Annotated in this window: 21 protein-coding genes; 5 read left to right on the plus strand and 16 right to left on the minus strand. The window is 61.7% G+C overall.

All coding sequences use genetic code 11. The features are described from left to right. Positions 1–133 precede the first annotated feature (133 nt). Positions 134–595: an aminoacyl-tRNA deacylase gene (locus DFS28_RS09660; protein WP_033058638.1), complete on the minus strand. Its 462-nt coding sequence runs from the start codon at positions 593–595 to the stop codon at positions 134–136. A 197-nt stretch (positions 596–792) separates the two neighbouring features. On the opposite strand from DFS28_RS09660, the gene DFS28_RS09665 reads away from it, so the two are divergent. The 3 genes from DFS28_RS09665 (at position 793) to DFS28_RS09675 (ending at position 2,826) form a co-directional block, all read left to right on the plus strand. Continuing rightward, positions 793–1,326: an NfeD family protein gene (locus tag DFS28_RS09665; RefSeq protein WP_111449568.1), complete on the plus strand. Its 534-nt coding sequence runs from the start codon at positions 793–795 to the stop codon at positions 1,324–1,326. A 2-nt stretch (positions 1,327–1,328) separates the two neighbouring features. Continuing rightward, positions 1,329–2,087 (plus strand): slipin family protein, encoded by a 759-nt coding sequence (locus DFS28_RS09670; protein WP_008148132.1) that lies wholly within the window; start codon positions 1,329–1,331, stop codon positions 2,085–2,087. 355 nt (positions 2,088–2,442) lie between these two features. Continuing rightward, complete coding sequence (locus DFS28_RS09675; RefSeq protein ID WP_111449536.1) at positions 2,443–2,826, plus strand: DUF6124 family protein; 384 nt, start codon at positions 2,443–2,445, stop codon at positions 2,824–2,826. 228 nt (positions 2,827–3,054) lie between these two features. Here DFS28_RS09675 and DFS28_RS09680 read toward each other — a convergent pair whose 3' ends face one another. The 7 genes from DFS28_RS09680 to DFS28_RS09710 form a co-directional block, all read right to left on the minus strand. Beyond that, positions 3,055–4,005, minus strand: a complete 951-nt coding sequence (locus DFS28_RS09680; protein WP_111449537.1) for a sulfotransferase family protein — start codon at positions 4,003–4,005, stop codon at positions 3,055–3,057. Then, positions 3,993–4,778, minus strand: coding sequence for an aspartyl/asparaginyl beta-hydroxylase domain-containing protein (locus DFS28_RS09685; protein ID WP_111449538.1), 786 nt, complete (start codon positions 4,776–4,778; stop codon positions 3,993–3,995). Before DFS28_RS09685 ends, DFS28_RS09680 begins: the two co-directional genes overlap by 13 nt. Then, entirely contained in the window at positions 4,775–5,380 is a 606-nt protein-coding gene (cysC, locus tag DFS28_RS09690; protein WP_111449539.1) for an adenylyl-sulfate kinase, read from the minus strand. Before cysC ends, DFS28_RS09685 begins: the two co-directional genes overlap by 4 nt. Beyond that, positions 5,364–6,878: a TolC family protein gene (locus DFS28_RS09695; RefSeq protein WP_111449540.1), complete on the minus strand. Its 1,515-nt coding sequence runs from the start codon at positions 6,876–6,878 to the stop codon at positions 5,364–5,366. Before DFS28_RS09695 ends, cysC begins: the two co-directional genes overlap by 17 nt. Before the next feature lie 41 nt (positions 6,879–6,919). Next, on the minus strand, positions 6,920–14,749 hold the full coding sequence (locus DFS28_RS09700) for an Ig-like domain-containing protein (protein ID WP_111449541.1): 7,830 nt from the start codon (positions 14,747–14,749) through the stop codon (positions 6,920–6,922). Between the two features lie 111 nt (positions 14,750–14,860). Continuing rightward, complete coding sequence (locus DFS28_RS09705; protein WP_033053006.1) at positions 14,861–15,706, minus strand: sulfotransferase; 846 nt, start codon at positions 15,704–15,706, stop codon at positions 14,861–14,863. A gap of 118 nt (positions 15,707–15,824) precedes the next feature. Beyond that, positions 15,825–17,396 carry a glycosyltransferase family 39 protein gene (locus DFS28_RS09710; protein ID WP_111449542.1) on the minus strand — a complete coding sequence of 524 codons (1,572 nt, stop codon included), beginning with the start codon at positions 17,394–17,396 and terminating at the stop codon, positions 15,825–15,827. Between the two features lie 246 nt (positions 17,397–17,642). Between DFS28_RS09710 and DFS28_RS09715 the strand changes: the two genes are divergently transcribed. Both DFS28_RS09715 and DFS28_RS09720 read left to right on the plus strand, forming a co-directional pair. Further along, positions 17,643–18,230: a phage tail protein gene (locus DFS28_RS09715; protein WP_111449543.1), complete on the plus strand. Its 588-nt coding sequence runs from the start codon at positions 17,643–17,645 to the stop codon at positions 18,228–18,230. A gap of 54 nt (positions 18,231–18,284) precedes the next feature. Then, positions 18,285–18,596 carry a hypothetical protein gene (locus DFS28_RS09720; protein ID WP_111449544.1) on the plus strand — a complete coding sequence of 104 codons (312 nt, stop codon included), beginning with the start codon at positions 18,285–18,287 and terminating at the stop codon, positions 18,594–18,596. Positions 18,597–18,732: 136 nt separating this feature from the next. Here DFS28_RS09720 and DFS28_RS09725 read toward each other — a convergent pair whose 3' ends face one another. From DFS28_RS09725 to DFS28_RS09760, 8 genes are all read right to left on the minus strand, one after another. Beyond that, a complete protein-coding gene (locus DFS28_RS09725) occupies positions 18,733–19,230 on the minus strand; it encodes a GNAT family N-acetyltransferase (protein ID WP_111449545.1) in 498 nt (165 codons plus the stop codon). Positions 19,231–19,241: 11 nt separating this feature from the next. Further along, complete coding sequence (locus DFS28_RS09730) at positions 19,242–21,338, minus strand: efflux RND transporter periplasmic adaptor subunit (protein ID WP_111449546.1); 2,097 nt, start codon at positions 21,336–21,338, stop codon at positions 19,242–19,244. Then, positions 21,339–22,658 (minus strand): efflux RND transporter periplasmic adaptor subunit, encoded by a 1,320-nt coding sequence (locus DFS28_RS09735; RefSeq protein WP_111449547.1) that lies wholly within the window; start codon positions 22,656–22,658, stop codon positions 21,339–21,341. It abuts the gene before it with no gap. Next, complete coding sequence (locus tag DFS28_RS09740) at positions 22,655–23,428, minus strand: efflux RND transporter periplasmic adaptor subunit (protein ID WP_111449548.1); 774 nt, start codon at positions 23,426–23,428, stop codon at positions 22,655–22,657. The genes DFS28_RS09735 and DFS28_RS09740 overlap by 4 nt, the downstream gene beginning before the upstream one ends. Next, entirely contained in the window at positions 23,349–23,795 is a 447-nt protein-coding gene (locus tag DFS28_RS09745; protein WP_111449549.1) for a hypothetical protein, read from the minus strand. The genes DFS28_RS09740 and DFS28_RS09745 overlap by 80 nt, the downstream gene beginning before the upstream one ends. Before the next feature lie 63 nt (positions 23,796–23,858). Continuing rightward, a complete protein-coding gene (locus tag DFS28_RS09750) occupies positions 23,859–24,725 on the minus strand; it encodes an ABC transporter permease (RefSeq protein WP_111449550.1) in 867 nt (288 codons plus the stop codon). Positions 24,726–24,745: 20 nt separating this feature from the next. After that, positions 24,746–25,606: an ABC transporter ATP-binding protein gene (locus DFS28_RS09755; protein WP_111449551.1), complete on the minus strand. Its 861-nt coding sequence runs from the start codon at positions 25,604–25,606 to the stop codon at positions 24,746–24,748. A 5-nt stretch (positions 25,607–25,611) separates the two neighbouring features. After that, on the minus strand, positions 25,612–26,637 hold the full coding sequence (locus tag DFS28_RS09760) for an ABC transporter substrate-binding protein (RefSeq protein WP_111449552.1): 1,026 nt from the start codon (positions 26,635–26,637) through the stop codon (positions 25,612–25,614). Positions 26,638–26,654: the final 17 nt, after the last annotated feature.

Consider the following 26,654-nt stretch of genomic DNA (forward strand, 5'->3'; position numbering starts at 1 on the left):
TCCTTTTTCATGGCAAATGATTGGGTGACTGCTGCGCAGTCAATCGCGGGCAAGCCACGCTCCCACAGGAACGGCGAGAACCCTGTGGGAGCGTGGCTTGCTCGCGAAGGCGTCATCACCGACGCCGCAAAAACTACTGACTCAACTCGCACACTTCAGCATGCGGCACCATTTTCAGGAATTCCGGCACGCTCATGTGCACCAGATTGTTGTGGTTACCCGCCTCCAGGTAGATGTCTTTTTGCCGGGTCAGCAGTGGGTCGATGACCATGTCCAGGCCATAGGATTCGCCCAACGCCGGCACGGCGCCGCGTTCGCAATCCTGGAACAGATGCGCCAGGGTGCTTTCCCGGGTGATCTGCCATTCACCACTGCCACGTACTTTGCTCAGGTCCAGGTGACGGCTCGCTGGCAGCACAGCCATCAGGTAATGGCCGTGGTGGTCGTCGAGGATCACCGATTTGGCCACCCGCTCGGCAGGAATACCTGCGACCCGCGCCGTTTCAAGGCTGCTGGCCGAGTGCGGATGGGTGACGACGTCAAATTCGCATTGAGCCTTGTTAAGGCTGTCCTGCACTGTTCTTGCCATACGCATGATGCACCTCGGTGTCCGCAACATCGTTTCGCGGACGATGGTTAAACCTTTCTCACCACTAAAAGTCTAGGCCCGCTGGCGCCATCGCGCGGGAAATCTGCCCGTCGGAATAACGTCAACAACTGATCAAAATTCGTACAATCCAGAGCTCAGCTAGACTGTATAAAGAACCATCAATGACTCTCCCGGAGGGTCACGTGAACATTCGTTGTTGTGCAGTTGCGCTGCTGTTGGCCTTGAGCGGATCGGTATTCGCGGCGGACACCGTCGTCCTGCTGGTGCCCAACCCCATCGGGATCTGGCTGATCACGTTCGGCATCGCGTTTCTGATCGCCGAGGCAGCCCTGCCCAATTACGGCGTGATCGGTCTGGGCGGCATTGTGATGTTCGTGATCGGCGCGGTGATTCTGACCAACACCGAGGTGCCGGTTCCGTTGATGATCGGCCTGGGACTGATCAGTGCCCTGTTGCTGATTTTCCTGCTGATCCGCGCCCTGAAAACCCGACCGCGCCACAACGTCAGTGGCGATGCCGAACTCATTGGCAGCGTGACCTCGGTGATGTCGTTACAAGCCGACAACGCCTATAACGGCTGGGTGCACCTGCAAGGCGAACAGTGGCAAGTACTCAGCGCCACGCCACTGCGCCCCGGGCAACAGGTCCGGGTGGTGGCACGCAAGGGATTATTGCTGCAAGTGGCCGCGGCTGACGCGGCGCCGGGTGGAGAATAACCATGGGCCTGCAACTGGGTTTTGCCGCGCTGCTGTTACTGGTGATTGCGCTGGCGGGGTCGACCTTCCGCATCCTGCGCGAATACGAGCGCGGGGTGGTGTTCCAGCTCGGGCGCTTCTGGCAGGTCAAAGGCCCTGGCCTGATCCTGCTGATTCCGGTGGTGCAGCAAATGGTTCGCGTCGATTTGCGTACCGTGGTCCTCGACGTGCCGCCACAAGACGTGATCACCCGCGACAACGTCTCGGTCAAGGTCAACGCGGTGCTGTATTTCCGTGTCCTCGATCCGCAGAAAGCGATTATCCAGGTCGAAGACTTTCTCATGGCCACCAGCCAATTGGCCCAGACCACGTTGCGGGCGGTGCTCGGCAAACATGAACTCGATGAACTGCTGGCCGAACGTGAGCGGTTGAACATCGACATCCAGCAAGTGCTTGACGCCCAGACCGATGCGTGGGGCATCAAGGTCGCCAACGTCGAGATCAAGCACGTGGACCTCAACGAATCGATGATCCGCGCCATCGCCAAACAGGCCGAAGCCGAACGGGAACGCCGGGCCAAGGTGATCCACGCCGAAGGCGAATTGCAGGCTTCGGAAAAGCTCATGCAGGCTGCCGAAATGCTCGGGCGCCAGCCTGGGGCCATGCAGCTGCGGTATATGCAGACATTGAGTTCGATTGCCGGGGACAAGAGTTCGACGATTGTCTTTCCGCTGCCGATCGAGTTGCTCAAGGGGATGGCGGATTTGTCGTCCAAATCCTGACCTTTCCTACAGGCACCAACGTCCGGTAACCGCGTCGGAGATTTCCTTCAAGTTGTAGCGGTGTTGGTGAACTTGTTCCGGTCCGAAGCCGGGTCTAGTCTGGCTTTGTCACTGAATAAACGGTGACACGGACGTGCAAGTCCGGGTAAAACCACCATCAATTCCTAGCCTATAGGCATTCATCGGGCGCTTTGTGCTCGCTGTCTTCGCTTTATGGCGGCTGTGTGCGGGAGATCTTCGGGTCTGCCGAGGTTTTGATGGTGGGTTTCCTACTCGGTCTTGCACCCTGCACATAGCTGCCACCTTATTCGCGTGCAAGCGAACTGGTTCAGCTTCCCATTTTGAGGAAACTACTATGTTCAAGCCTACGCCTAATCCACCAGATAACTCTGGTGCCCCGTCCGAAGATCCAATCGAAGCCGAAAAACTCAAAGAAGCCGCCGACCGCGCCTTCGCCCACTACTTCCCCCCGACCACCGAAAAGCCGCCCAGGCACCGCAAAGGCCACCTCTTCACCGTCGCCCCCGAGGTCAACACCGAAACCCTGCTGGCCAACGCCGCCGAAGACCTGCTGTCCATCAGCGCCATCGCGGCCAATCTGGCAGACGAAGTGGACGGGACACGGCGCTCGGTAGCCCTGGCGCTCAGCCGCATGGCCGATGGCGTGCAGTTGCTCGTAGAGCGAGTGCAGGATCATTGGGATGAGTCGGAGATCATGCAGGCTCGGGTCAAGGTTTAGCCGGGTAGATTTGTGGTGAATTGACCACCGTCATCGCGAGCAGGCTCGCTCCCACAGGGGAATGCATTCCCCTGTGGGAGATCATGCAGGCTCGGGTCAAGGTTTAGCCGGTAGATTTGTGGTGAATTGACCACCGCTTTCGCGAGCAAGCCCGCTCCCACAGGGGACCGCATTCCAACTGTGGGAGCGGGCTTGCTCGCGAAGGCGTCGGCACGGTCAATGAATGAATCAGCGGTTATCACGGCGATCTTTTTCCAATGCTTCATAAGGCCCGCGCGCCCACCGCTCCACACATTCGTGCAAAAGCGCCGAGGCCTCGCGACGCTTGTCATCGCTGTCCCCGACAAACACCTCTGAAGGCCGTTTGGCATGCTGCCCCACCGCCGCAAACACTTTTTCACGCTGTCGGGCATCTAACCCGAAAAACTCAGCTAATCGCCCCGCCATGGCATCTGGCAATTCGCTGTAATTCACCGCCAACCCACCAAACTCCCGACATTGCGCCAACCCCGACGCCAGCAACCGCCCCAACCGCCGTGCGATGAAGTCCTCTCGGCCTTCAAACGGCAATTCGTCATCCAGCACACTCGCGCCGATCATCCACGGCACCATGTGCATGCCCGGACGGCGTAGATGTGAAACGGCAATTTCCAGCGGATCGCGATAAAGAAACAGCCACGGTGTTTCGGCAAAACACTCACGCAGCAACGGCAGTTCACCAATGTTCCAGGCATCGAGTTTGACCACCAAACGTTGCTCGACGCCGAGCCGACGCTGTCCGTAGGCCGACAGCAACCCTTCGATGGCAGCGCGACGCTCGACGGCGGGCAAGTCGCTGCGCAATAGCGCATCCAGTGGCGGCGGTTCGCTGATCACGATGTGGTTATCGAGTTGTGCGAGCATCTGGCTGATGAGGGTCGAGCCGCAGCGAGACGCGTGAAAGATGAACGCGCCAGGGGCCAGACCGGGACTGCAGGTTTGCCAGTCAACGAGGGTCGACAATGGCGTTTCCCGGCGAAACGCTTGATTGAACGGCAATCGCAGCGCGTCTTCCACGGCATCACGAAAAAACGGCTGATGCAGCGGGGTGTCACCGAACCAGCACCAGTCGACGCGCCATTGCCCAGCCTCTTGCCAGACCCGGATCGGCAACCAGCCTTCGAGGTTCATGCCGTCCATTGTTGGTTCCATTGTCGGCGGCCGTCGCGCATGGCTGCGCGCAGTTCTTCGCGGGAGAGCGGCAGGCCTCGCGCCGCCGCCATTTCCAGGGCTCGGGTGATAAAAGCTTCGCCGTCCTGCAACCCCTGCAAGGTTTTGCACAGCGGCGGATCGCTCTCCACCAGTGCCTTGAACTGTGCAAGGCATCCGTGAAAAACATCGGTATTCGGCGTGGTCAATTCGCCGTCGATAATCGCCTGCTCCAGCCAGGCGCCGGGCCGACAATCGAGCACCAGATGAATGCGCGCCCGAGGACCACGATTGTCCACGCGATGAGGCCGCGACAGGTCGAGAAACCAGCATTCACCGGCAGCCATCGGCATGCGCTGGCCGTCCAGCAGAAAGTCCACTTGAGGCACGCTGACCAGCGGGATGTGCAGACGCAGATCGGCGTCCGGTTCGCCCAGGTCGTAGTCGCGATGTTCGTGAATCTGCCCTCCCGGACCGAGCCGCAACAAGCGCGCACTGACGATTTCCAGCGGCAGATCGCGCAAACCTTGCTGCCATCGGACATCCCGCAACCAAGGCGCGCGCAGCAGCGGTTTGCCGCGACCCGGCGACAGTTCAGTCAACGCATCCGCCGCCGAAATCAGCGCAACACCGCTCCAGTCGCCAGCGTAATAAGCGTTGTTGAAATGCCCCTGCCAGCTGTCCTCGTCAACGGCGGCCAACGCCTGCAACAGCAGCGGCAAATCCACGGCCACCGGCAAGCGGGAGAACGCCGGCCGGCTCATCGTTTCGGCAACACCGCGCACTCGCCGAGCCAGGTCAGCAAGTGATCGAGGCAGGCCTCCACCGATTGCACGCCGGTATCGAGCACCAAGGAAGCGGACGGCGGCGGTTCATACGGCGCAGATACGCCGGTAAAACCTGGCAAATCACCCCGTCGTGCACGGGCGTAATGACCTTTCGGATCGCGCTGTTCGCAGACGGCCAAGGAAGCGCTGCACCAGACTTCGCGGTAATCCTCGCCCAGTCGCCGGGCGAACACCTCACGCAACTCCATCAGCGGCGCGATCATCGCCAGGATGACGATCTGCCCGTTCTCCACCAGCAGCGCCGCGACTTCGCTGGCGCGACGGATGTTCTCCAGACGATCACCGTCGGCGAAACCGAGATCACGATTGAGCCCGACCCGCAGCCCGTCGCCATCAAGCACGAGGCTCTGCACGCCGTGCTCGAACAGCTCGGCGTGCAGCGCCTGGGCCAGGGTCGATTTACCCGCCGCCGGCAAACCGGTCAGCAAAATCGCCGTGCCGCGATGGCCGTTGCGCGCCTCCCGTTGTGTGCGGCTGATGCTCGCCGTCGGCGCCAGCAGGTTATTGGACCGGGGCATGGGCCACCGGCGTCGTGATGTTCCCGGCCGCCCACGCCGATTCGCGGTTGGCCAACGCGGTGGCAATGGATTGCACTTCGGTGGATTGCACCTGATCCGGCAGTGGATCGAGCCCCGCACTGGCAAAGATCTGACCGTAAGCGTTACGCAGATCGGCGTACGACAGGTCGCGACGCAAATCGGCCTGCAAGGTGTTCAATTCGCCTTGAATCAAATCCAGTTCACCCAGCCCGGCCGCCTGATAACGGTTGCGCAGCTGGCCAACGATCTGTCCGTCGATGTCCGACAGTTGCTGATTGGTCTTGAACTGTCGCAACGCCTCGCGGTAGTTGGCGTTGGCCACATAAAGCTGCGCCAGCACCGCGATCGACATGGCCTGGCGGCGCGCCGCGGCGACTTCTTCGCCGGCCTTGGCGACGTTGATCGCCGCCGGTGCGGAGATCACGTTGAACAGGTTCCACGTCACTTTCACGCCGTAGTCGGCCCAGCCCTGCTCCACCAGAAACGAGTTGCTGTCGTAATGCCCGCCGGCCGAGAACTCCAGCCCCGGCAGCAGCCGCAACATGGCTTTGCGGGTTTCAGCCGCGCTGATGCGGCTTTGGTAATCCTGTTCGCGCAGCTCGGGACGACTGGTCAGGGCTTCCTGTTCCAGGCTGGCGAGGTCAACTTTCAGTTCCGGAATGTCATAGTCGTCCTGGGTCGCCAGGGTCAGCTCAGTGCCCAACGGCAGGTTGATCAACGTCGCCAGTTCGGTTTTCGCCAGCGACAACGCACGACGCTGTTCTTCCAGTTGGCGCGTGGCTTCGATCAGCGAGCGTTGATAACCCAGCGCCTGAACCGGATCGCCGATTCGCTGCTGGCTCATGCTTTGGCTGTTGCCGCGCGCGGTGTCGACCCGGGCCATGAGGCTGTCGATCTGCTTGAGCAAACGCTCGGCGGCCATGGCTCGCCAGTAGGCCGAGCGCACGTCCTGAACAATGGTGTTGATCACCTTGCGCCGGCGCTCCTGAACGATCAGTCGCTGGTCGCCCTGTTGCTTGGCGCTGATGTAGCTGACGCCAAAATCGAGCACGTTCCAGACCATGGTCAGGTCGGCGACGTCACGGTCGCGGTCCTGGGAGGTCGATGGCTCCAAAGACTGGGTTCCGGTCCGTACGCTCTGGCTGCTGGAGGCGTTGACGTTGTTGCGGCCGACGTACCCGGCGTCCAGCGCCATGCGCGGCAGCATGTCGAAACTGGCGAGGTCGAGTTGGCGCTTGGCCAGGGCCTCTTCCATGATCTTGAGCCGGCCTTCGAGGTTGTACTTCACCGCGCGGGCCATGGCTTGATGCAGGGTCAGCGGACCGCTGAGGGGCTCCTGATCCTTGTACATGTTTTGCAGATCGCTCCTGGCGCGCTGTTGGCTGACGCTGCGTTCGATCGGTTCACTGGTGACTGCACATCCGCTGACTGCAAGCGCCAGCAGGCTGGCGCCAAACAACTTAGAACTTCTATTCATCCTTGACTGCCCCTGGACACAGCATTGTTTTAGGTGTTTTTTCAGGCCTGCATTTCGCTGATGCCGACTTGTCGCAAAGCCGCGGCCAGGCTGTCGACCTGCCGTTGCTCGGTGTCTTTGAGCTGTTGCAATTGCTGGACGAGACTCGGCGCGCCAAACACGCCGCGCAGCCCCTGTGAAACATCTCCGGCCTTGATCGAATGACTGCCGAATGAGTTCAGCGAGTCTCGCTCGTTGCCGGCGTCCTGATTGAACAAGCTCGACAACGTACTGGTACCGAACACCCCGCCATCGCCACCGCCGAAGCCGAGGAAGCCGTTGCCCGAGCCATCGCCGCCGCTGTCACTGCTGCTGAACACCTGGGCGATGAAGCTGGGCGCCAGCGCACCGTGGTTCATGAAGATGTCGCCCAGCGGCCGGATGCCGTTGCCGATCACGCGGCTTTCGAACAACGGGGTAAAGGTCAGCGGTGAGCCGAGATCGCCGGTCGGGGGCGTGAAAATGATCGGTTGCAGCGGTACGTTGGGCTGATCGGAAACGGTGACCGGTGGCGGGAACCGGGCCAGCGGGTCAGGCGTCACGACCACGGCAGGCGTCTGCACCGGCACGGTGTCGATCACGTAATTGTTGGAGACCGCCACGCTGCTACCGGCATTGCCCGAAAGGTCGCTGACGTTGCTGGTGTCCAGCGCAATGAAATTGCTCGGGTCGGTGATGCTCACGGTCGGCGTGAAGGTCGCCGTCCAGGTCTTGCCGCCGTCGCTGCTGGCCAGGTTGGTCAGCTCGCCGTTGGTGACGCTGAGGTCCGACAGGTCGAAATCGCTGACCACTTCGCTGAAGGTGATCGTCACCAGCGTGGTTTGACCCACGCCCAGGTTCGGGTTGGCGACCACGATGGTTGCCGTCGGCCGGGTGGCATCGAGCGCGTAGTTGTTGGAGATCGCGATCCCGGCACCGACGTTGCCCGCGGCGTCCGCCACATTGCTGCTGTCGAGCAGAATCAGGTTGGTGGTGTCGTTGATGTTGGCGGTCGGGGTCAGTGTGGCGGTCCAGGTCTTGCCGCCATCGCTGCTGAGCAGGTTGGACAAGGTGCCATTGGCGACGCTGAGGTCCGACAGGTCGAAACCTGAAACCGTCTCGGTGAAGGTGATGGTGACCGTGGTCGTCTCGCCGATGCCCAAGCGGTTATCCGCCACCACGATGGTCGCCGTCGGCCGCGCTGTGTCGATGGCGTAGTTGTTGGAATCGGTCACGCCCACGCCACTGTTGCCCGACACGTTGGTCACACCGCTGTTGTCGAGATGGATCAGGTTGGTGGTGTCCGTCACGTTGACGGTTGGCGTGAGCGTTGCGGTCCAGGTGATGCCGCCGTCACTGCTGCTGACGTTGCTCAAGGTGCCGTTGGCAATGCTCAGGTCCGCGTTGGTGAAACCGCTGACCGCTTCGCTGAAGGTGATGGTCACCCCTGAGGTTTCACCGGCCTTGAGGGCGTTGTCGGCCACCACGATGGTTGCGGTCGGCACTTGGGTTTCCACCACATAGTTGGCGGAGTTGGTCGTGCCCGTCCCGGCGTTGCCTGCCAGGTCCGAGACGCCGGTATTGTTCAGGGTAATGAGATTGGAGGCGTCGGTAATCCCGATAGTCGGGGTGAAGGTCCCGGTCCAGGTGATGCCGCCGTCGCTGCTGCTGACATTGCTCAGCGTACCGTTGGCGACGCTCAAATCGCTGTTGTCGAAACCGCTCACCGCCTCGCTGAAGGTGATGGTCACCAGCGCGGTTTCGCCCGGTTTCAGGGTTGTATCGCTCAACACAATGGTCGCGGTCGGGCGTTGGCTGTCGATGGCGTAGTTGTTGGAGTCCGTGGTGCCGCTGCCAGTGTTGCCCGCCCCATCGATCACTCCGGTGTTGTCGAGGGTAATCAGGTTGGTCGAATCGGTGACGCTCGCGGTCGGCGTCAGGGTGGCGGTCCAGGTGATGTTATCGCTGGTGCTCAGATTGCTCAGAGTACCGTTGCTCACCGTCAGGTCGGCTGTAGTAAAACCGGTTACCGCCTCGGAGAAGGTGATGGTCACCATCGATGTTTGACCCACACCCAGCGCCGCGTCCGTCACCACGATGGTCGCGGTTGGGCGCTGTGTGTCGATGGCGTAGTTGTTGGAGTCGGTGGTGCCGCTGCCGGTGTTGCCCGAGACGTTTTGCACGCCCGTGTTGTCCAGGGTGATCAGGTTGCTGGTGTCGGTAATGCTGGCCGTCGGCGTGAACGTTGCTGTCCAGGTAATGCCGCCATCGCTGCTACTCACCGCCGTCAACGTGCCGTTGGCGATGGTCAGGTCGGCGTTGCTGAAACCGCTGACCGCTTCGCTGAAGGTAATGGTGACCAGCGACGTTTCACCGACGCTCAGCGCATTGTCGGCGACGACGATGGTGGCGGTCGGCCGCACGGTATCGATGGTGAAGTTGGCCGAATTGGTGATGCCGCTGCCTGCGTTGCCGGCAATGTCGGCCACGCCGCTGTTGTTCAGGGTGATCAGGTTGGAAGTGTCCCTGACGCCGACCGTCGGGGTGAAGGTCGCCGTCCAGGTGATGCCGCCGTCGCTGCTGCTCACCGCGCTCAAGGTGCCATTGGGGATGCTCAGGTCACTGTTGTCGAAACCGCTGACCGCCTCGCTGAAGGTGATGGTTACCAACGACGTTTCGCCGGCACTCAGGGTGGGGTCAGCGACGACAATGGTGGCGTTCGGACGCAGACTGTCGATTGCGTAGTTGTTGGAATCGGTAGTGCCCGCGCCAGTGTTGCCGGCCGCGTCCGCCATGCCGGTGTTGTTCAGCGTGATGATATTGGTCGCATCGTTGATGCTCGCCGTCGGCGTGAAGGTCGCGGTGTAGGTGATGTTATCGCTGGTGCTCAGGCCGGTCAGGGCGCCGTTGGCGACCGTGAGGTCGGCGGTGGTGAAACCGGTCACCGCTTCGGAGAAGGTGATGGTTACCACCGTGGTTTGACCCAGCGCCAAGGCGGTATCCGTCACGACGATGGTCGCGGTTGGGCGCACGGTGTCGATCGCGTAGTTGTTGGAATCGGTGGTGCCGCTGCCGGCGTTGCCCGAGGCATTTTGCACACCGCTGTTGTCCAGGGTGATCAGGTTGGTTGCGTCGGTAATGCTGGCCGTCGGCGTGAAGGTCGCTGTCCAGGTGATGCCGCCATCGCTGCTACTCACCGCCGTCAACGTGCCATTGGCAATCGTCAGGTCGGCGTTGCTGAAACCGCTGACCGCTTCGGAGAACGTAATGGTCACCAGCGAGGTTTCGCCGATTTCCAGCGCGTTATCGGCGAGCACGATGGTGGCCGTCGGCAGCACGGTGTCGACGGTGTAGTTGCCGGAGTTGGTCGTGCCGCTGCCCGTGTTGCCAGCCAGATCGGCCACGCCGGTATTGTTCAGGGTGATGACGTTGCTCGGGTCACTCACGCCGACGGTTGGCGTAAAGGTCGCGGTCCAGGTAATGCCGCCGTCGCTGCTGCTCACCGCCGTCAATGTGCCGTTGGCGATGGACAGGTCGGCATTGGTGAAACCGCTCACCGCTTCGCTGAAAGTAATGGTGACCAGCGAAGTTTCCCCAGCACTCAGGGTCGGGTCGGCCAACACAATCGTGGCGGTCGGACGCACGGTGTCGATCGCGTAGTTGTTGGAATCGGTGGTGCCGCTACCGGCGTTACCCGCCAGGTCGGCGACGCCGGTGTTGTCCAGGGTGATCAGGTTGGTCGTGTCGTTGGTGCTGACGCTCGGCGTGAAGGTCGCCGTCCAGGTAATGCCGCCGTCGCTGCTGCTCACCGCCGTCAAGGTGCCGTTGGCAATGGTCAGGTCGGCGTTGGTGAAACCGCTGACCGCTTCACTGAAAGTGATCGTCACCAGCGAGGTTTCGCCGATTCTCAGCGCCGTGTCCGCGACCACGATGGTTGCCGTCGGGCGCACGGTGTCGATGGCGTAGTTGTTGGAATCGGTGGTGCCGCTGCCCACGTTGCCGGTGGCGGCAGCCTGCACGCCGCTATTGTCCAGGGTGATCAGGTTGGTCGCATCGGTGGTGCTGGCCGTCGGGGTGAAGGTGGCGGTCCAGGTGATGCCGCCGTCACTGCTGCTGACCGCGCTCAACGTGCCGTTGGCGATGGTCAGGTCGGCGTTGGTGAAACCGCTCACGGCCTGGCTGAAGGTGATGGTCACCAGTGACGTTTCACCGATTTTCAGGGCGTTGTCCGCTACCACGATGGTCGCGGTCGGCGGGGCGGTGTCGATGGTGTAGTTGCCCGAAGAACTGGTCCCGCTGCCGGTGTTGCCCGCGATGTCGGCCACGCCGGTATTGGCCAGAGTAATTACGTTGGTGGTGTCGTTAATGCCTGCGGTCGGCGTGAAGGTCGCCGTCCAGGTAATGCCGCCGTCGCTGCTGCTGACCGCCGTCAGGGTGCCGTTGGCGATCGTCAGGTCGGCATTGGTGAAACCGCTCACCGCCTCGCTGAAGGTGATGGTCACCAGCGAGGTTTCGCCCTGTGTCAGCGTCGAATCGGCCAACACAATCGTGGCGGTCGGGCGCACGGTGTCGATCGCGTAGTTGTTGGAATCGGTAGTGCCGCTGCCGGCGTTGCCCGACAAGTCGCTGACCCCAGTGTTGTCCAGGGTGATCAGGTTGGTCGTGTCGTTGATGCTGGCGGAAGGTGTGAACGTCGCGGTCCAGGTGATGCCGCCATCGGCGCTGCTCACCGCCGACAAGGTGCCGTTGGCAATGGTCAGGTCCGCGTTGGTGAAACCGCTGACCGCTTCGCTGAAGGTGATCGTCACCAGCGAGGTTTCGCCGATTCTCAGCGCCGTGTCGGCGACCACGATGGTTGCCGTTGGCCGCACAGTGTCGATGGCGTAGTTGTTGGAATCGGTGGTGCCGCTGCCGGCGTTGCCCGACAAGTCGCTGACCCCGGTGTTGTCCAGGGTGATCAGGTTGGTCGTGTCGGTGATGCTGGCAGTCGGGGTAAACGTCGCCGTCCAGGTGATACCGCCGTCGCTGCTGCTCACCGCGGTCAAGGTGCCGTTGGCGATGGTCAGGTCGGCGTTGGTGAAACCGGTCACCGCCTCGGCGAAGGTGATGGTCACCAGTGAGGTTTCGCCGATTTTCAGCGCATTGTCCGCCACCACAATGGTTGCGGTTGGACGAAGCGTATCGATCGCATAGTTGTTCGAATCGGTGGTGCCGCTGCCGGTGTTGCCGGCCAGATCCGCTATGCCGGTGTTGTTCAGGGTGATCAGGTTGGTCGTGTCGTTGACGCTCGCGTTCGGGGTGAACGTGGCGGTCCAGGTGATGCCGCCGTCGCTGCTGCTCACCGCCGTCAAGGTGCCGTTGGCGATGGTCAGGTCGGCGTTGGTGAAACCGCTGACCGCTTCACTGAAGGTGATCGTCACCAGCGAGGTTTCGCCGATTTTCAGCGCATTGTCTGTCACCACGAGGGTCGCCGTTGGCCGCACGGTGTCGATGGCGTAGTTGCCCGAATCGGTGGTGCCGCTCCCGGCGTTGCCCGCCAGGTCGCTGACCCCGGTGTTGTCCAGGGTGATCAGGTTGGTCGCGTCCGTGATGCTGGCGGTCGGTGTGAAGGTCCCCGTCCAGGTGACGCCGCCGTCGCCGCTGCTCACCGAGGTCAAGGTGCCGTTGGCAATCGTCAGATCCGCGTTGGTCAGTCCGGTGACTGCTTCGTTGAAGGTGATGGTCACCAGCGACGTTTCCCCGGCCTTGAGGGCCGCGTCGGTGAACACGATACTGGCGGTCGGGCGTACGGTGTCGACCGTGTAGTTGTTGGAGTTGGTGGTGCCGACGCCGGCGGTGCCCAGAATGTTGATCACCCCGGTGTTGTCCAGGGTGATGACGTTGGTCGTATCGGAAATACTGGCGGACGGCGTAAACGTTGCCGTCCAGGTGATGCCGCCATCGCCGCTGCTCACCGAGGTCAACGTGCCGTTGGCGATGGTCAGGTCCGCATTGGTGAGACCGGTCACGGCTTCGGAGAAGGTGATGGTCACCAGGGACGTTTCGCCGATGCTCAGTGTGGTATCAGCGACCACAATGGTCGCGGTCGGTGGTGGTGAATACGCGGTGTTGAGTATGCCACCGTCGTTGTAGATGGTCGCGACGGAGGTTGGTGAGGTGCCGGTGCTGCCACCGCCCTGCGCGGTACCACCTGCACCACTGGCCGCGGCATTACCGGCCAGGGCCGCGAAGTTGGCGGCCGTGATCAGCAGCGTGCCTTTGTTCCAGATCGCACCGACGCCCCGGCCACCAATGCCGCCATTGCTGGCATTGCTGCCTTGGCCACCACCACCGCCGCCACCGCCGCCGGCACCAATGTTGTTGCTGATGGTGGAGGTGCCGACGATGGTGATGGTGCCGCTGCTGGCGTTGTAGATCCCGCCTACCGCGTTGCCGCCGGCGCCACCGACCTTGTCCCAACCGGCCCCGCCGCCCCCGCCGCCAATGGAAATCGTGCCATTGGTGGCCGTCGCACCGTTACCGCCGTTGCTGTAATAGGAAACGCCTACGCCGCCAGCCCCGCCAGTGGTGGTACCACCGCGACCGCCCATGTGGGTCGCGTCATAACCGCCGCCGTAACCACCGACACCACCGCCGCCCGCCTGGCCGCCCAGCGTGCCGGTGCCCGGCCCCGACGAACCGCCATGCCCGCCGCCCTGGCCACCCAAACCGCCGCCACCGCCACCGCCACCGCCGTAAAAAGCGCCCGTCACACCGCCGCCGCCACCACCACCGGAAGCGCCGTTAGAGGTCACGCTGACGTTGTTCAGGGTCAGAATCCCTGCGTTGAAAATGCCCCCAGCCATCGAACCCGTGGCACCGTAGCCACCGTTGCCGCCCGTGCCCGACACCAGGCCGCGGGTGATCACCAGGCCATCGAGCGTCACGATGCTGCCAGACGACACTTCAATCACTCGGGTCCGGTACTGACCGTCGAGAATCACGTCAGCCGCGCCGTCGTTGTTCAAGTCGCCATCAACGGTGATGTTCTTGTTGATCAGCAGTTCGGACGTCAGCTGAACCGTCATGCCGGTGCTGAAGGTGACGAGATCGCCGTTCTGCGCCGAGGCGATCGCCGCGCGCAACGAACCGACACCGGTGTTGGCGTTGTTGGTGGCCGTCCAAGTGGCCAGGCCCCACTGATACTCGCTCATGGCCGTGGTCGAGAGGACGTTGGCGCTTTCGATGTTGCCGGTGGCAATTTCCAGATTCCAGTCGCCACCGATGCCGGTGCGATTACTGGAAGCAGCCACATCGCGGCCGGTCAATTGAGCCAGCGAGTCGACAAAACTCAAGCCGCGTTCACCTTCGGCGGTGTAGCAGCCGTAGATCAAAATGTCGCCGCCGACGTTCATGTCCTTGCCGATTTCCGCCAGCACGGCACTGCGGGCCGCGACGTTGTCGGCGGACAGGTAACTGTCGCCCAACCACAGATCGCCCGCGTTGCCATGGGCAATGATCTGCACCGAACTGATGCCCTGATGTGTGTCCAGATAGGCGGCAATTTGCTGCAAGCCGTCCTTGCTCGCGTCCAGCTGGACCACTTGGGTGCCAGGCGCCACGCCCTTGAGCAGGCTGTCGGCATCCTTGACCCGCGAATCGACGAACACCACGCTCTGGCCCGGCACTGCAACGGGGGCTGGTGCTGGTGTGGCATCGGCCTGGCCGTGGGTGTCCTTGCTGGCGACCGGTTGGTCGGCCGTTGGCGTCTTGGCGGCATCAGCCGTGGTGTGGCTGTCCGCCTGAGCGGCATCGGCCACCGTGGCCGCCACCGCGCCGTCGAACAGCATTCGCGGTTCCAGGGACATGATCATGGGCGAGGCCAGCGTCCGTGCGCCTTCGGTAACTCGTGACTTGCCGTTGCTCCACCACATGCTGCTCACCCGGACTCGAACTTGCTTGACGCGTCAATGAGAACGCCGCGATCAACTGATCGCGGCGTCGGCCTTCATACGAATGACATTGGCGGCGCTGGCTGAGCCATCGAGCCAAAAGGACAATTCTGCGTATTGCTTGAACAAATCCGGCGGCAGGATCGTGCGCCGCGATTGCAGCTCGACCTTGGGTTTGACTTTGTGCAGACCGGAGACGCCGAGTGCTTGATCGAACTCTGGCGCATCGTAGGCGAGGTTGTTGAAGTCATGCTCGAACCACGGCTCGCCAATGAAGTCGTAGACCAGACGCATGACCCGATCGGGGGCCTGGGTCAGCAAGTCGTAATCGACAATCAGCAATGAGTCGGCGTGTTCGCCGTAATAGGCTTCCTTGAGCGCTGCCCAGGCAAACCCCACCAGACGATTGCGCTGCGCCAGGGTTTCGCAACGGCTGTAGACCGTGTTGCGCTCGACCGCGTCGCCGAACAGCTTGGTGTTTTCAAAGGGATTGGCGCGATACAAACGCTCGATGCTGTCCATGACCCAGGCAACATTGCGCACGCAGGCAATGACCTTGGCTTGCGGGAACAGATCGCTGATGGCCGGCAGGCGCGAGCTCCATAACCGATTGGTGTCGAACACCACCGGTTTGTCGGCCTTGTCGGCGTAGAAGGAGTCGAACAGTCCGCGAAGCAAACGGCGGCGCAGATCGGTATCGATCACCGCACCAAACTCGCTGCCGGCGCTGCACTGTTCCAGAACACCGGAAAACAGGGCGCCAACGGGGCTGGTCATGCCGGCATGAAAGCGCGGGTTCTGCAAAAGGATCGCAGAAAGCAGGGTCGAGCCTGAGCGCGGCAAGCCGGAAATAAAATGGAACTGTGACAATCCCTTCACCCTGATCAGAAATCCTTTATCTACGACGGAGCGTAGACCATGAACAGCCTTATGGGTAATGGTGTTTTGATATCAAATCGAAATTAATCGTCTGAAAAACGCGATTTTGGTTACAGGCTCAATGCAACACGAACAAGCGCGCGTTGGCACCACCCGCCTGTGTTTCGCCAACGTTCTGCCAGCCTGCGGGCAACGGCGCGAATTCGTCCGGCACACCGACGGTACCGATCAACCACACTCGACCAGTGCCTTTGGGCAAATCGCCGAGGCTGTCGAGGTAAATGTCCTGGGTCACCAGCGTGCCGAAACCATAGGCATTCGGCCGACTCGAAACACCCTTGGCCGACGGTGGCGTGTACAGCAGCGGTTTGGCGTCGGTGCGGTTGTAATAGACGTAACTGAGGTACCAGAGCAAGTCGCTGGTGACGATCCGGTCACCGGCAACGAAGTGCTGATTCACGTAGTCGACCATGACGCTGATCTGATCGTTGGTATCGACCGTGGCGTTGTTGTTCAGGCCCACCAGTTCGACACCGACAAACAACACCAACACCGTCAACGCCAACACCCGGAAGACCGCGTACAGGCGATCGATGGCCAATGCGGCAATCATCGGCAGGCCGAGGGCATACGCGGTGAGGTAACGCTCGATGAACACCGGCGAGATGAACGACACCGAAAACACCAGCAACAACGGCAAAACGGTGTAGATCACCACCAACGCACTGCCACGAATGACACTGCGATCCCGCGCCAGCGCCACCCACACCAGGGCCAGCGACGCCAAGGGCAACGTGATGAACATCGGTGCAGTCAGGGACTCGCCATCGTCCTGGATCAGGAACGACCAGATCATCGAAGGCAACGAGGCGAACGTCACCGGTGTCTCCCACCCCACATCGCCATTGGCTTTGAGTTGATCCATGTGTTGAATCAGATCGATCAGGTTGGGCACCCACGGCAAGTACACCAACACAATCGCCACGTTCGCCCACCACCAGCCGGGCTGCTGGATATGCCGCAAACGATAGCCAGGCTGTACGCGGATCAGCCCCAGATACAGCCAGTGACACAGCACGCACAGGGCGGTGAAGTAATGGGTGTAGAACGCCGCACTCATCAGCAGTGCGTAAATCACCAGATAGCGTTTACGTCCGGGGTGTTTGATCCAGTAGACCAGAGCAATCGTGGCACCGATCAGCCACAGCCCCAGCAACGAATACATGCGCACTTCCTGGCTGTAACGCACGGCGGTAGGCAGCAGCGCCAACAGGACGCCGGCCAACAACGCGGCGCGGCGAGTGGCGAGCAAGTCCACCAGCCAGACGCCCAGCGCCACGGTGGCAATCCCCGGTAGCGCGCTCAGGCTTCGAATCGAAAAAATGCCATCGCCGAACAGCTCGATCCAGCCATGCAGCAGCATGAAATACAGCGGCGGATGCACATCATGGGCGGCATGCACCCAGATCCCGGCCAGCGAATACTGGCTCAGCAGCAGACTGGAACCTTCATCGCCCCAAATCGCCGCCGCGGTCAGGTCATAAAAACGCACCAGTGCGGCCAATGCCAGGATCGGCAGCAGCCAATGCTCGCGCACCCATCGCAGCAAGCGTTGAACACTCGCCCAGGCGCCGGGTGCCGCGTGGGAGCCTTGGGTGCCGTCAAGCGGCGTTTCTCTGCGCGCCTCCATTGCCCCCCCTCGAGACTGCCGGTGAAAAAACTTGAAGCTTGCAATCACTGTAGGACAGCGACAGCACCGTCGTCGATGCTGGCTTTGCGACCAACGACATTCGGCAGCCATGTGGATCTACTACGCTCTGGCTTGGCGTGACCCAGCCACGGAGATGAAAGGAATCGGCTGTTCGCAACGATCTGCCCGGGGGCCCGGGCCACCCGCGTGGCGCGCCAGACAACTAACCCTGAGGGATGAGGAACTATGGAAGTATTCATGGGCACTGTTCAGTCTTTCGCCTTTAACTTTGCCCCCAACGGCTGGGCCCTGTGCAACGGCCAGACACTGGGGATCTCGCAATACCAGGCGCTTTTCTCACTGCTGGGAACCTACTATGGAGGCAATGGCACCACCAATTTCATGCTACCCAACCTGCAAGGCCGTCTGCCGATGGCACAGGGCAACGGCCTGGGCCTGACCCCGCGCGTCATCGGTGAATTCTCCGGGACCGAGAACGTCACCGCCACCATCACCAACCTGCCCAATCACACCCACGCCTTGTCCGGGCTCACGGCCGCCACCACCCTGCAACTGGCCAGCCCGGCGAGCAACCCGGTCACCAACCCGACCGCGACCAACTCGTACATCGGAGCCTCGGGCGGCGGCCCGGGTTCGGCGAGCATCTACTCCGACGCGCAAGGCGCTTCAGCCGTGCCACTCAAAGGCGTGGCCACCACGGTCACGGGAGAAATCTCGTCCGCCGGTAACGGCCTGCCCATGGAAACGATGAACCCCTTCCTGGTGCTCAACTTCAGCATCGCCTTGAACGGGTTGTTCCCTTCGCGCAACTGAGGAGCCGCCGGGGGATTCAAATCCCCCGGCCACTTTCAATTCTGGAGTAACACCATGCTGCATCAGGTTCAAAGCCAACACTTTCAGGCGCTGCTGGGCAAGACAGGAACGCTGCGGCTACCGGATGGAAGTGAATTGCCGATCCATATCGACAGCCTTGAAGAAACACCCCGCTCGCGGATGCCCAACAACGAGCGCATGCCGTTCAGCGTCGAGTTCAATAGCTTGAAACCCACAGAGTTTGTCGATGGGTTGTGTTCGCTGGAATTGCCGGAACTGGGTCAGGTGGAAAACATCTTTGTCTCCCGGGTGCCGGCCATGGGTCGTGACCCGGGCTTGGGGTATTTCTACATCGCGTTCAACTGAACACATGAAGATCACAATGTGGGAGCGGGCTTGCTCCGGGCGGCGTTCCGACGAATGCGGTGGATCATTCAAAGTTGATGTTGAATGTGATGACGCCTTCGCGAGCAAGCCCGCTCCCACAGGGTCGGTGGTGGGCTCAGCCCTGCGGATACCACACCAACCGCTCCGCCGCCGGGTTGTGCTCTTCGACCTGAAACCCCAGCGCCAGGTAATGCTGGCGCGCGTGGGGATTGTTGGCCCAAACCACCGTCGCTACCGGGCAACGAACCTGTTGCGCGGCTTTCTGCACACCTTGCAGCACCTTGCGGCCATAGCCCTGGCCGCGAGCCTTTGGAATGAACGCCAGGTACAGCACACGAATTTCATTCGGGCCAAAATCGGTGGTCAGCGCACCGATGGCCGTGTCGAGCTTCTCGATCACGTAATGCATGGCGTTGGGGAAGTGGTCCCCCAGACCTTGCTCCTGCACTCGAAACTGCTGGGCCACCACCTGCTCAACCACCTCTTGCTCACCATCAATCCATTGCAGATCCGGCCGCGCCGACTGATAAAGACTCTGCAAAAAAGCCCCATCGCTGGCCCGTGAAGGCCGAACCACCAAGCCATCGGCCGCCACTGAATCGGTATTTGCCATCGCAGCGCTCCTTAAAAACCGCTTTCCCTTACGCCCAGCGCCGCCAGACGCCGCCAGGCGACACCCAGCAACGACTCGCCTCGCCCCTGCAGCACCACAATGCCGCGCAAGGGTTGCACCGGCGTCGGTACCTCTTCGAGGACGCTCAACCGCGCCCCATATTGAGCCTGTACCGGCTCCGCTCTTTGATGCTGATCCCGGCGCACGGCAATCGGCCCATGGTGATCGGAGGTCAACGCTTCCTGATCGACAAATTCCGCGCCGTTGGTGTCGATTTCGCTCAGTTGCACGGCGATCGCCGGGTGCATCGGATCGTCGGCGATGAAGCGTCCGCTGGCGCCCGTGGCGACGCGCCAGAGCTCGACTTCGGCCAGATAACCACGCAACCGCGCGCCGTCTTCGACCACCCGCGCCAGCGGATCTTTGCTCGACAACCAGCGACCGACTGCCAACTGCGGCAACAGATCGCGCACCTTGCCGGCGTGGGGCGCTCGCAGCAGCAGGCGCTCACGCTGGGCGGCCAGGCCTCGGTATTCGGCGACCGCCTCGGCCAGGCGCTGTTCGACGATACCGGCGTCGGCGGCGGTTTCACTGCGGCTGGCCTGGCGGCGCATCTGCAACTGCTGGATCTGGATTTCACGACGAACGATGGCCTGGCGCGAATCCAGGTCCGGGGATTCCAGTTCGATTAGCACTTGGCCCTGGGTAACCGCTTCACCATCGTGAACATTCACCGTTTTGACCCGCGCCGCGACGGGCGCGTGCAAGGCACTGGCGCGACCAGCCTCCAGCATCGTCGGCAACTCCACGGCGCTGCGCCACGGCACCACCAGCATCAGCAACAGCCCAAGCAAGGCCAGGCCGCTGAGCAGCACCCGAGGCGCATGCGCCTGTTCGCGGCGCGTCCACCATTGCCGCCACTCACTCATGATCGGCAGGAAGATGAACCACACCAGTTCCACCAGCATCAGGAAAATCCCCAACACCTTGAAGAACAGGTGGTAGACCGCCAGCGCAATTCCGAAAAACAACGCGGCGCGCCACAGCCACGAGCCGTAACCCCAGATCAGCAAGCGCCGTTGCATCTTCGGCGACCAAGGCTCCGGCGCCGGCGCGCCGTAACCGAATAAAAACTCGCGCAAGCGCCAGCGACAAAGGGCAAACGCACGCCCTTGAAGGTTGTCGACTTGCCAATAGTCGCTGAGCAAAAAATAGCCATCAAAGCGCATGAACGGGTTGAGATTGATCACCAACGTGGTCATCCAGGTAGCACTGGCGAGCATGAAAGCCGCCGTGCGTCCGGGACCGTCTGGCAGCAGCGACCAGGCGAGCAGCGCGAGGCTCGCCAAAAGCAATTCCGCCAGCACGCCACCGGCGCCAATCAGCAGCCGCGCACGGCGATCATTGACCCGCCAGGCGTCGCTGACATCGGTGTAAAACATCGGCAGCAACACCATGAACGCCACGCCCATGCTCTGCACTCGACAACCGGCGCGCTTGGCCATGAAAGCGTGACCGAACTCGTGACAGAGCTTGGCAAAGAACAGCGCCACGCCGAACGCCAGCGCGCCGCCGAGGCTGAACAAATGCGGGAAGGTCGCGATAAAGCGCTGCCAGTCCCGGGACACCAGAAACACGCCGAGCCCCAGGGTTGCTGGCAACCCGTAGCGCAATGCTCGCGGGCCGAAGCGCTCCAGCCATGGCCAGGCGCGATTGAGAAAAGCGTCCGGGCGCCACAGCGGAATACGGAAAAACAGGTATTGGTGCAGCAAGATCTGCCACAGCGACTGGCGTTGAGCGGCCGCTTTGAGGCTGTAACTGGCGCGCTGTTGCGGATCGAGGGCGGTGATCAGGTCGTGGCTGCGCAGAAAGCCCAGCAATTGCTCAAGCTCCGCGCTATCGAGCGGCAAACCTGGCTCGCGGTTGGCGGCACGCAGCACCTGTTCGGGATCACCCAAGGACCAATGGCGCAGCAGGCGCATCGCCGCCACGCCGAGTTTGAAGTATCGACCGCGCACCGGATCGGCCAGGGTCCAGCGCGGCGAGCCATCGAGCGCCGGTGATGCAGGCGTCAGCTGCAAATCTGCGCGCAGGTTCGGCAGGCTCATCTAAAGGCCCACGCTCTGGCGCAAACCGGCCAGGGGTTTGCGTAACAGGTACAGCGCCAGCGGCGCACGGTCACCGAAGACTTTCGCCGTCCCGCGCAACCCGATACGCGGTGGCGTCTGCTGGAAACTGGCGTCGAGACGATAAGCCAGCTGGCCGCCGGCCGTGGGTTGTGCTTCGTACGCCGCGCGTTCAAGTCGAGCCAGATGCCGTTGCAACGGGTCACTGTCGAGGAACAGTGCGACTTGCGCGCCCGGCTCCAGCGAAATCGCATCGCCCACCGCCAGTTCGATGCGCAACTCAGCCTGGGTCGGGTCGGCGATTTCCATCAGCCGCTCGCCGGTCTGCACCGGTTTACCGGTCCAGCGTTCCGCATCGGCGAATACCGCAATGCCGCCCCGCTCGGCGCGTACTTCGCTGCGCTTGAGCAGTTCGCGGGCGTAATCCCTTTCAGCGCGCTTTTGCTCGACTCGCGCGGCCAGCAGATCGATTCGTGAACTCGATTCAGCATCAGCGAACGAGCGCTGGGAATTAGCCTTTAGCTCAGCCTCAGCAACGCCCAAGGCGCGCTCGGCCACGTCGGCCTGGGCCCTGAGCGTGGTGCTTTCAAAGCGCAACAACAGGTCGCCGGCTTTCACCGTCTGATTGGGTTTGACCAGGAATTCGGCGATCACCCCGTCCAGCGGCGCCGCAACGACTCGACCACCCAGCGGAACGACTTCGGCCGGAGCCAGCACCGATTGGCGCACCGGAATCAGCAGCCCGAGCAATACCACCGCGACCAGCGCCACCTGCCGCTTTCGCGTCCAGCGCAGCCGCCACGGTTTGCGTGGTTGCAGCGCCAGCCAGGCATGGCTGTAGGTGTCACCCAATTGCGACAGCAACACTTGCTCGGAAGGATTCCACGGCAGATCCCGCGCCAGCCACAGACCGCCAAACACCTCACCTTGGTGATCGATCAGTGGCAGCCAGAACACCTGAGCCGCGCAAAGACTTTGCCAGTCCGCCTGAATCGATTCGCTGAGAATATTCGCCGGAATCACCCGCGCCTGTTTCAGCACCTCGAGCTTGAACAACTGCGCCACGGCTTGCTCGACAAACGCCACGAACGGCGCATTGGGCTCCACCGCACTGACGCCCGTCACGGCCTGCACCTTGCCGGCAATCAACAGCGCCGCGTGGCGAAAGCCGAACAGCGCCTGACCGTCATTGACCAGGCTGTAGGCCAGTTGCGCAGGCGTGCGAGCAGCGCGGGTCAGGCGTTCGAGATCCAGAAACCTTGCGAACACCTGTTCGGCGCCACCTGTGACCGGAGCGTTCACTTGAACTCCGCGAAACGCGCCGTGCCACTCATGCCGGCCAGCAAACCGTTGGCGTTGGGAAGCGTCGCCACCAGCAGCAAGGTCTGACTGCCTTCGTCAATCCGCGCGCCGAGGCGTTTGACCGTGGCATCCAGTGGCTGACCGGTTTCATCGGGAACAAAACTGAAGGTCTGGCCAGGCTTGAGCCGGGCCATCCAGCGTGACGGCACCAGCAGGTGGATTTCCAGGGTGCGGTTGTCGACCACGTCCAGTAACGGCGTGCCGGCAGCGACGCTTTCATAACGCTTGACCTTGCGCTCGACGACCTGACCATCGAACGGCGCCAGCACGCTGCAGCGTTTGACCTGAACCTGATAAACCTGAGATTGGGCCTGAGTCTCGCTGACCTTGGCCTCGGCCCGCGCCACTTCAAAACGCCCGACCGAATTCAACGCCGCCAACTGCTTGTTGTGGGACAGCTCTTCACCGGCGCCACGGCTGGCAGCCTGGGCCGCATTGAGCTGGGCCTGATAAGCCGAACAATCAAAACGCGCCAGGATGTCGCCCTTCTTGAACGACTCGCCCTCACTGAACGGCAACTCGACAATACGCCCGGACAACTCACTGGCGAGCACCGCCTGATCCCGGGCACGCAGCACACCGCGGGCCTCACTGCTGGCGTTTGCACTGGCGCTGCTGTCCAGCAGCGGATCATCGGGCGCAGACGTTTGCGCCTGTACTACGCACGTTACAAAGGTCAATCCAATAACCCACAAACAAACACGCCGCATAACCGTAACTCCCTGACGGATGAGCGGAGTCTATGACAGCGTGGGTGGACGTCAAGCGGATGGGTGTCATTGGATAGAAATGTGATGTTTCAAAAAGGACAAAATTTTCAGAGCGCTGAATTGTTCTTCCCGTCATGACGGTGTGGGGTACTTTCGGCGGCTCGCCCATCAATAGGCTCAAGGCGTTGATCAGTTGCGACTGGCGCTGCTCCAGCGCCGGCAGACGCGATTCAATGGCCGCTACCTGGGCGGCGGCTTCGGCGACATCCAGATCGGTGGCGACACCCGGCCGATGTGTTGGCTGGTCTGGCCCCTTCGCGAGCAAGCCCGCTCCCACAGGGTTCTTTGTCGTACGGAAAATGTGCATCCATTGAAGATCCTTGTGGGAGCGGGCTTGCTCGCGAAGTGGCCAGATCAAATACCACAGAATCTAGCGCTGCATTCCCCAACGCTTCACCGTAACCCGCTCCAGCGTGCTGAACACCAGATTTTCCACCAGCAAGCCGATCAGGATCACCACCGCCAACCCGGCAAACACCTTGTCGGTGTACAGCTCGTTGCGGTTCTGGAAGATGTACCAGCCCAAGCCGCCCTTGCCGCTGGTGGCGCCGAACACCAATTCAGCGGCGATCAGCGTGCGCCAGGCGAAGGCCCAGCCGATTTTCAGCCCGGCGAGAATCGATGGCAGCGCTGCCGGGATCAGGATGAACAGCACGAAACGCATGCCCTTGAGGCCGTAATTGCGCCCGGCCATGCGCAGGGTTTCCGACACACCGAGGAACCCGGCATACGTGTTCAACGCCAAGGCCCACAGCACTGAATGCACCAACACGAAAATCAGACTGTTCTGCCCCAGGCCGAACCACAGCAGCGCCAACGGCAACAGCGCAATCGCCGGCAGTGGGTTGAACATCGAGGTCAACGTACTCAGCAGGTCGCGGCCGAACTGCGTCGACACCGCCAACGTGGTCAGGGCAAACGCCAGGACGATGCCGATCAGGTAACCCTTGAGCAACACCACCAGCGAAATCCACACCTTGCCCAGCAACTCGCCGCTGAGCAAACCGTCGTACAGCGCGCTGCCGGTTTGCAGAAAACTCGGCAGCAGCAGGTCGTTGTTCTGAACGCGGGCAACCACCTCCCACAGGACGGCGAGCAAAATCAGGATCAGGCTTTTACGTAACCAGCCTTGTTGCCACAGACGCTGAGCGAGGGGTAATTCACGCTGCAGCGGCACACTCGTCAGCGGCTGCAACACCGTTTCAAATTCTTCACGCGGGGATGATAAAAGGCTCATCGGGCACTCCTCTCAATGGCTCAATAAGCGATGCGGATGTCGGAGAAATCCAGCTCGCGCTCGGGTTCCCGGGACTGACCTTCATCGAACAACAACCGATGAATGCGCCGCGCCGACTCCTGAAAGGCCACGCCGCCGAGGCTGTGCAAGTCGTATTGATGGCTGTGGACTTCCGCCCGCACCCGCCCCGGATGCGGCGACAGCAGCAGGATTCGATTGCCCACCACCAGCGCTTCTTCGATGGAGTGCGTGACGAACAGCAGTGTGAAACGCACCTCTTCCCAGAGCAGCAGCAATTCTTCCTGCATCTTGCGGCGGGTCAGCGCATCGAGGGCGGCGAAGGGTTCGTCCATCAAGAGGATTTTCGGCTGCATGGCCAGTGCACGAGCAATCGCCACCCGCGCCTTCATGCCGCCGGACAAGGTATGCGGGTAGGCGTCGGCAAACGCCGCCAGACCGACCTTGTCCAGGTAGTGTAGCGCTCGTTCCTCGGCTTCTTTGCGCTTGAGGGTTTTCGAGGCCAGCAGCGCAAACATCACGTTCTGTTTGACGGTTTTCCACGGCGGCAGTTGATCGAATTCCTGGAACACCACGATCCGGTCCGGCCCCGGGGCATGAACGGTTTGCCCCTGGAGACGAATTTCCCCCTCACACGGCTGGATGAACCCGGCGACCGCCTTGAGCAACGTTGATTTGCCGCAACCGGATGGGCCGAGCAGCACAAAGCGGTCTGCCGGATCGATTTCAAAACTGACCTGATGGGTCGCACGAACCACCCGCTGAGGCGTGCGGTATTCGAGGCTGACATTGTCGACCGACAGCAGCGCTTGGGCTGCCGCGATCGGTTTGCTGACCGTGTGGCCTTGCAAAGGGGCGTTCATCTCGGTCAGCTCCCTTGCAGCGGTTTGGCGTCCTGGAAGAAGTAGTCCTTCCACGAATCCGGTTTGTTTTTGATCGCGCCGACGCGATAGAGAAATTCTGCCAGCGGGTAAGTATTTTTCGGCGTGACGCTGAATTCGAACTGCGGGTTATCGATGATTTTCAGCAACGCGGCACGGTCGATTTTGGCCTTGGTGACGCGGATGTACGTGTCCGCCGCTGCGCCTTTATCGTTCTGGGCAAACTCGGCCGCCTCAGTCAGCGCCTGGACGAACGCCTGATAGGTTTTCGGGTTCTCGTCACGGAATTTCTCGGTAGCGAACAGCACCGTCGGCGAGTTCGGGCCGAGCACGTCATTGGAATTCAGCACAACGTGGACGTTAGGGTTGGCCAGCTCTTGATCCTGGAACGGCGGGTTGGAAAAGTGCCCGGTCAACTCGGTGCCGCCGGCAATCAGCGCCGCCGTGGCGTCGGGGTGCGGAACGGCGATGGTGTACTTGTCGAGGCGATTGAATTCCTTGTCGCCCCACTGCTTGGCAGCCGCGTATTGCAGGATGCGCGACTGCACCGACACGCCGACCGCCGGCACCGCGATGCGGTCCTTCTCGGTGAAGTCGGCGATGGTTTTGACCTTGGGATTGTTGCTCACCAGGTAGTACGGGAAGTTGCCGAGGGAAGCCACGGCTTTGACGTTTTGCTTGCCGTGGGTGCGGTCCCAGATGGTCAGCAGCGGACCGACACCCGCACCGGCAATATCAATGGATCCGGAGAGCAACGCATCGTTGACCGCCGCACCGCCGGAGAGCTGGGTCCAGTCGACCTTGATGTCGATGCCTTCCTGCTTGCCGTACTTCTCGATCAGGTTCTGATCGCGCACCACATTGAGCAACAGATAAACAATGCCGAACTGCTCGGCGATACGGATTTCACCTTCAGCGTGGGCCACTGTCGGTGCCACCAGGCTGCCGGCGATCAAGCTGAAACCCAGGCCTATAGCCGCGGCCAACGGTGCAAATAGAAGACGTTTGGACATGAGAGTTTCTCCGACAA

This window comes from Pseudomonas sp. 478 (assembly GCF_003254125.1).
Lineage (GTDB): Bacteria > Pseudomonadota > Gammaproteobacteria > Pseudomonadales > Pseudomonadaceae > Aquipseudomonas.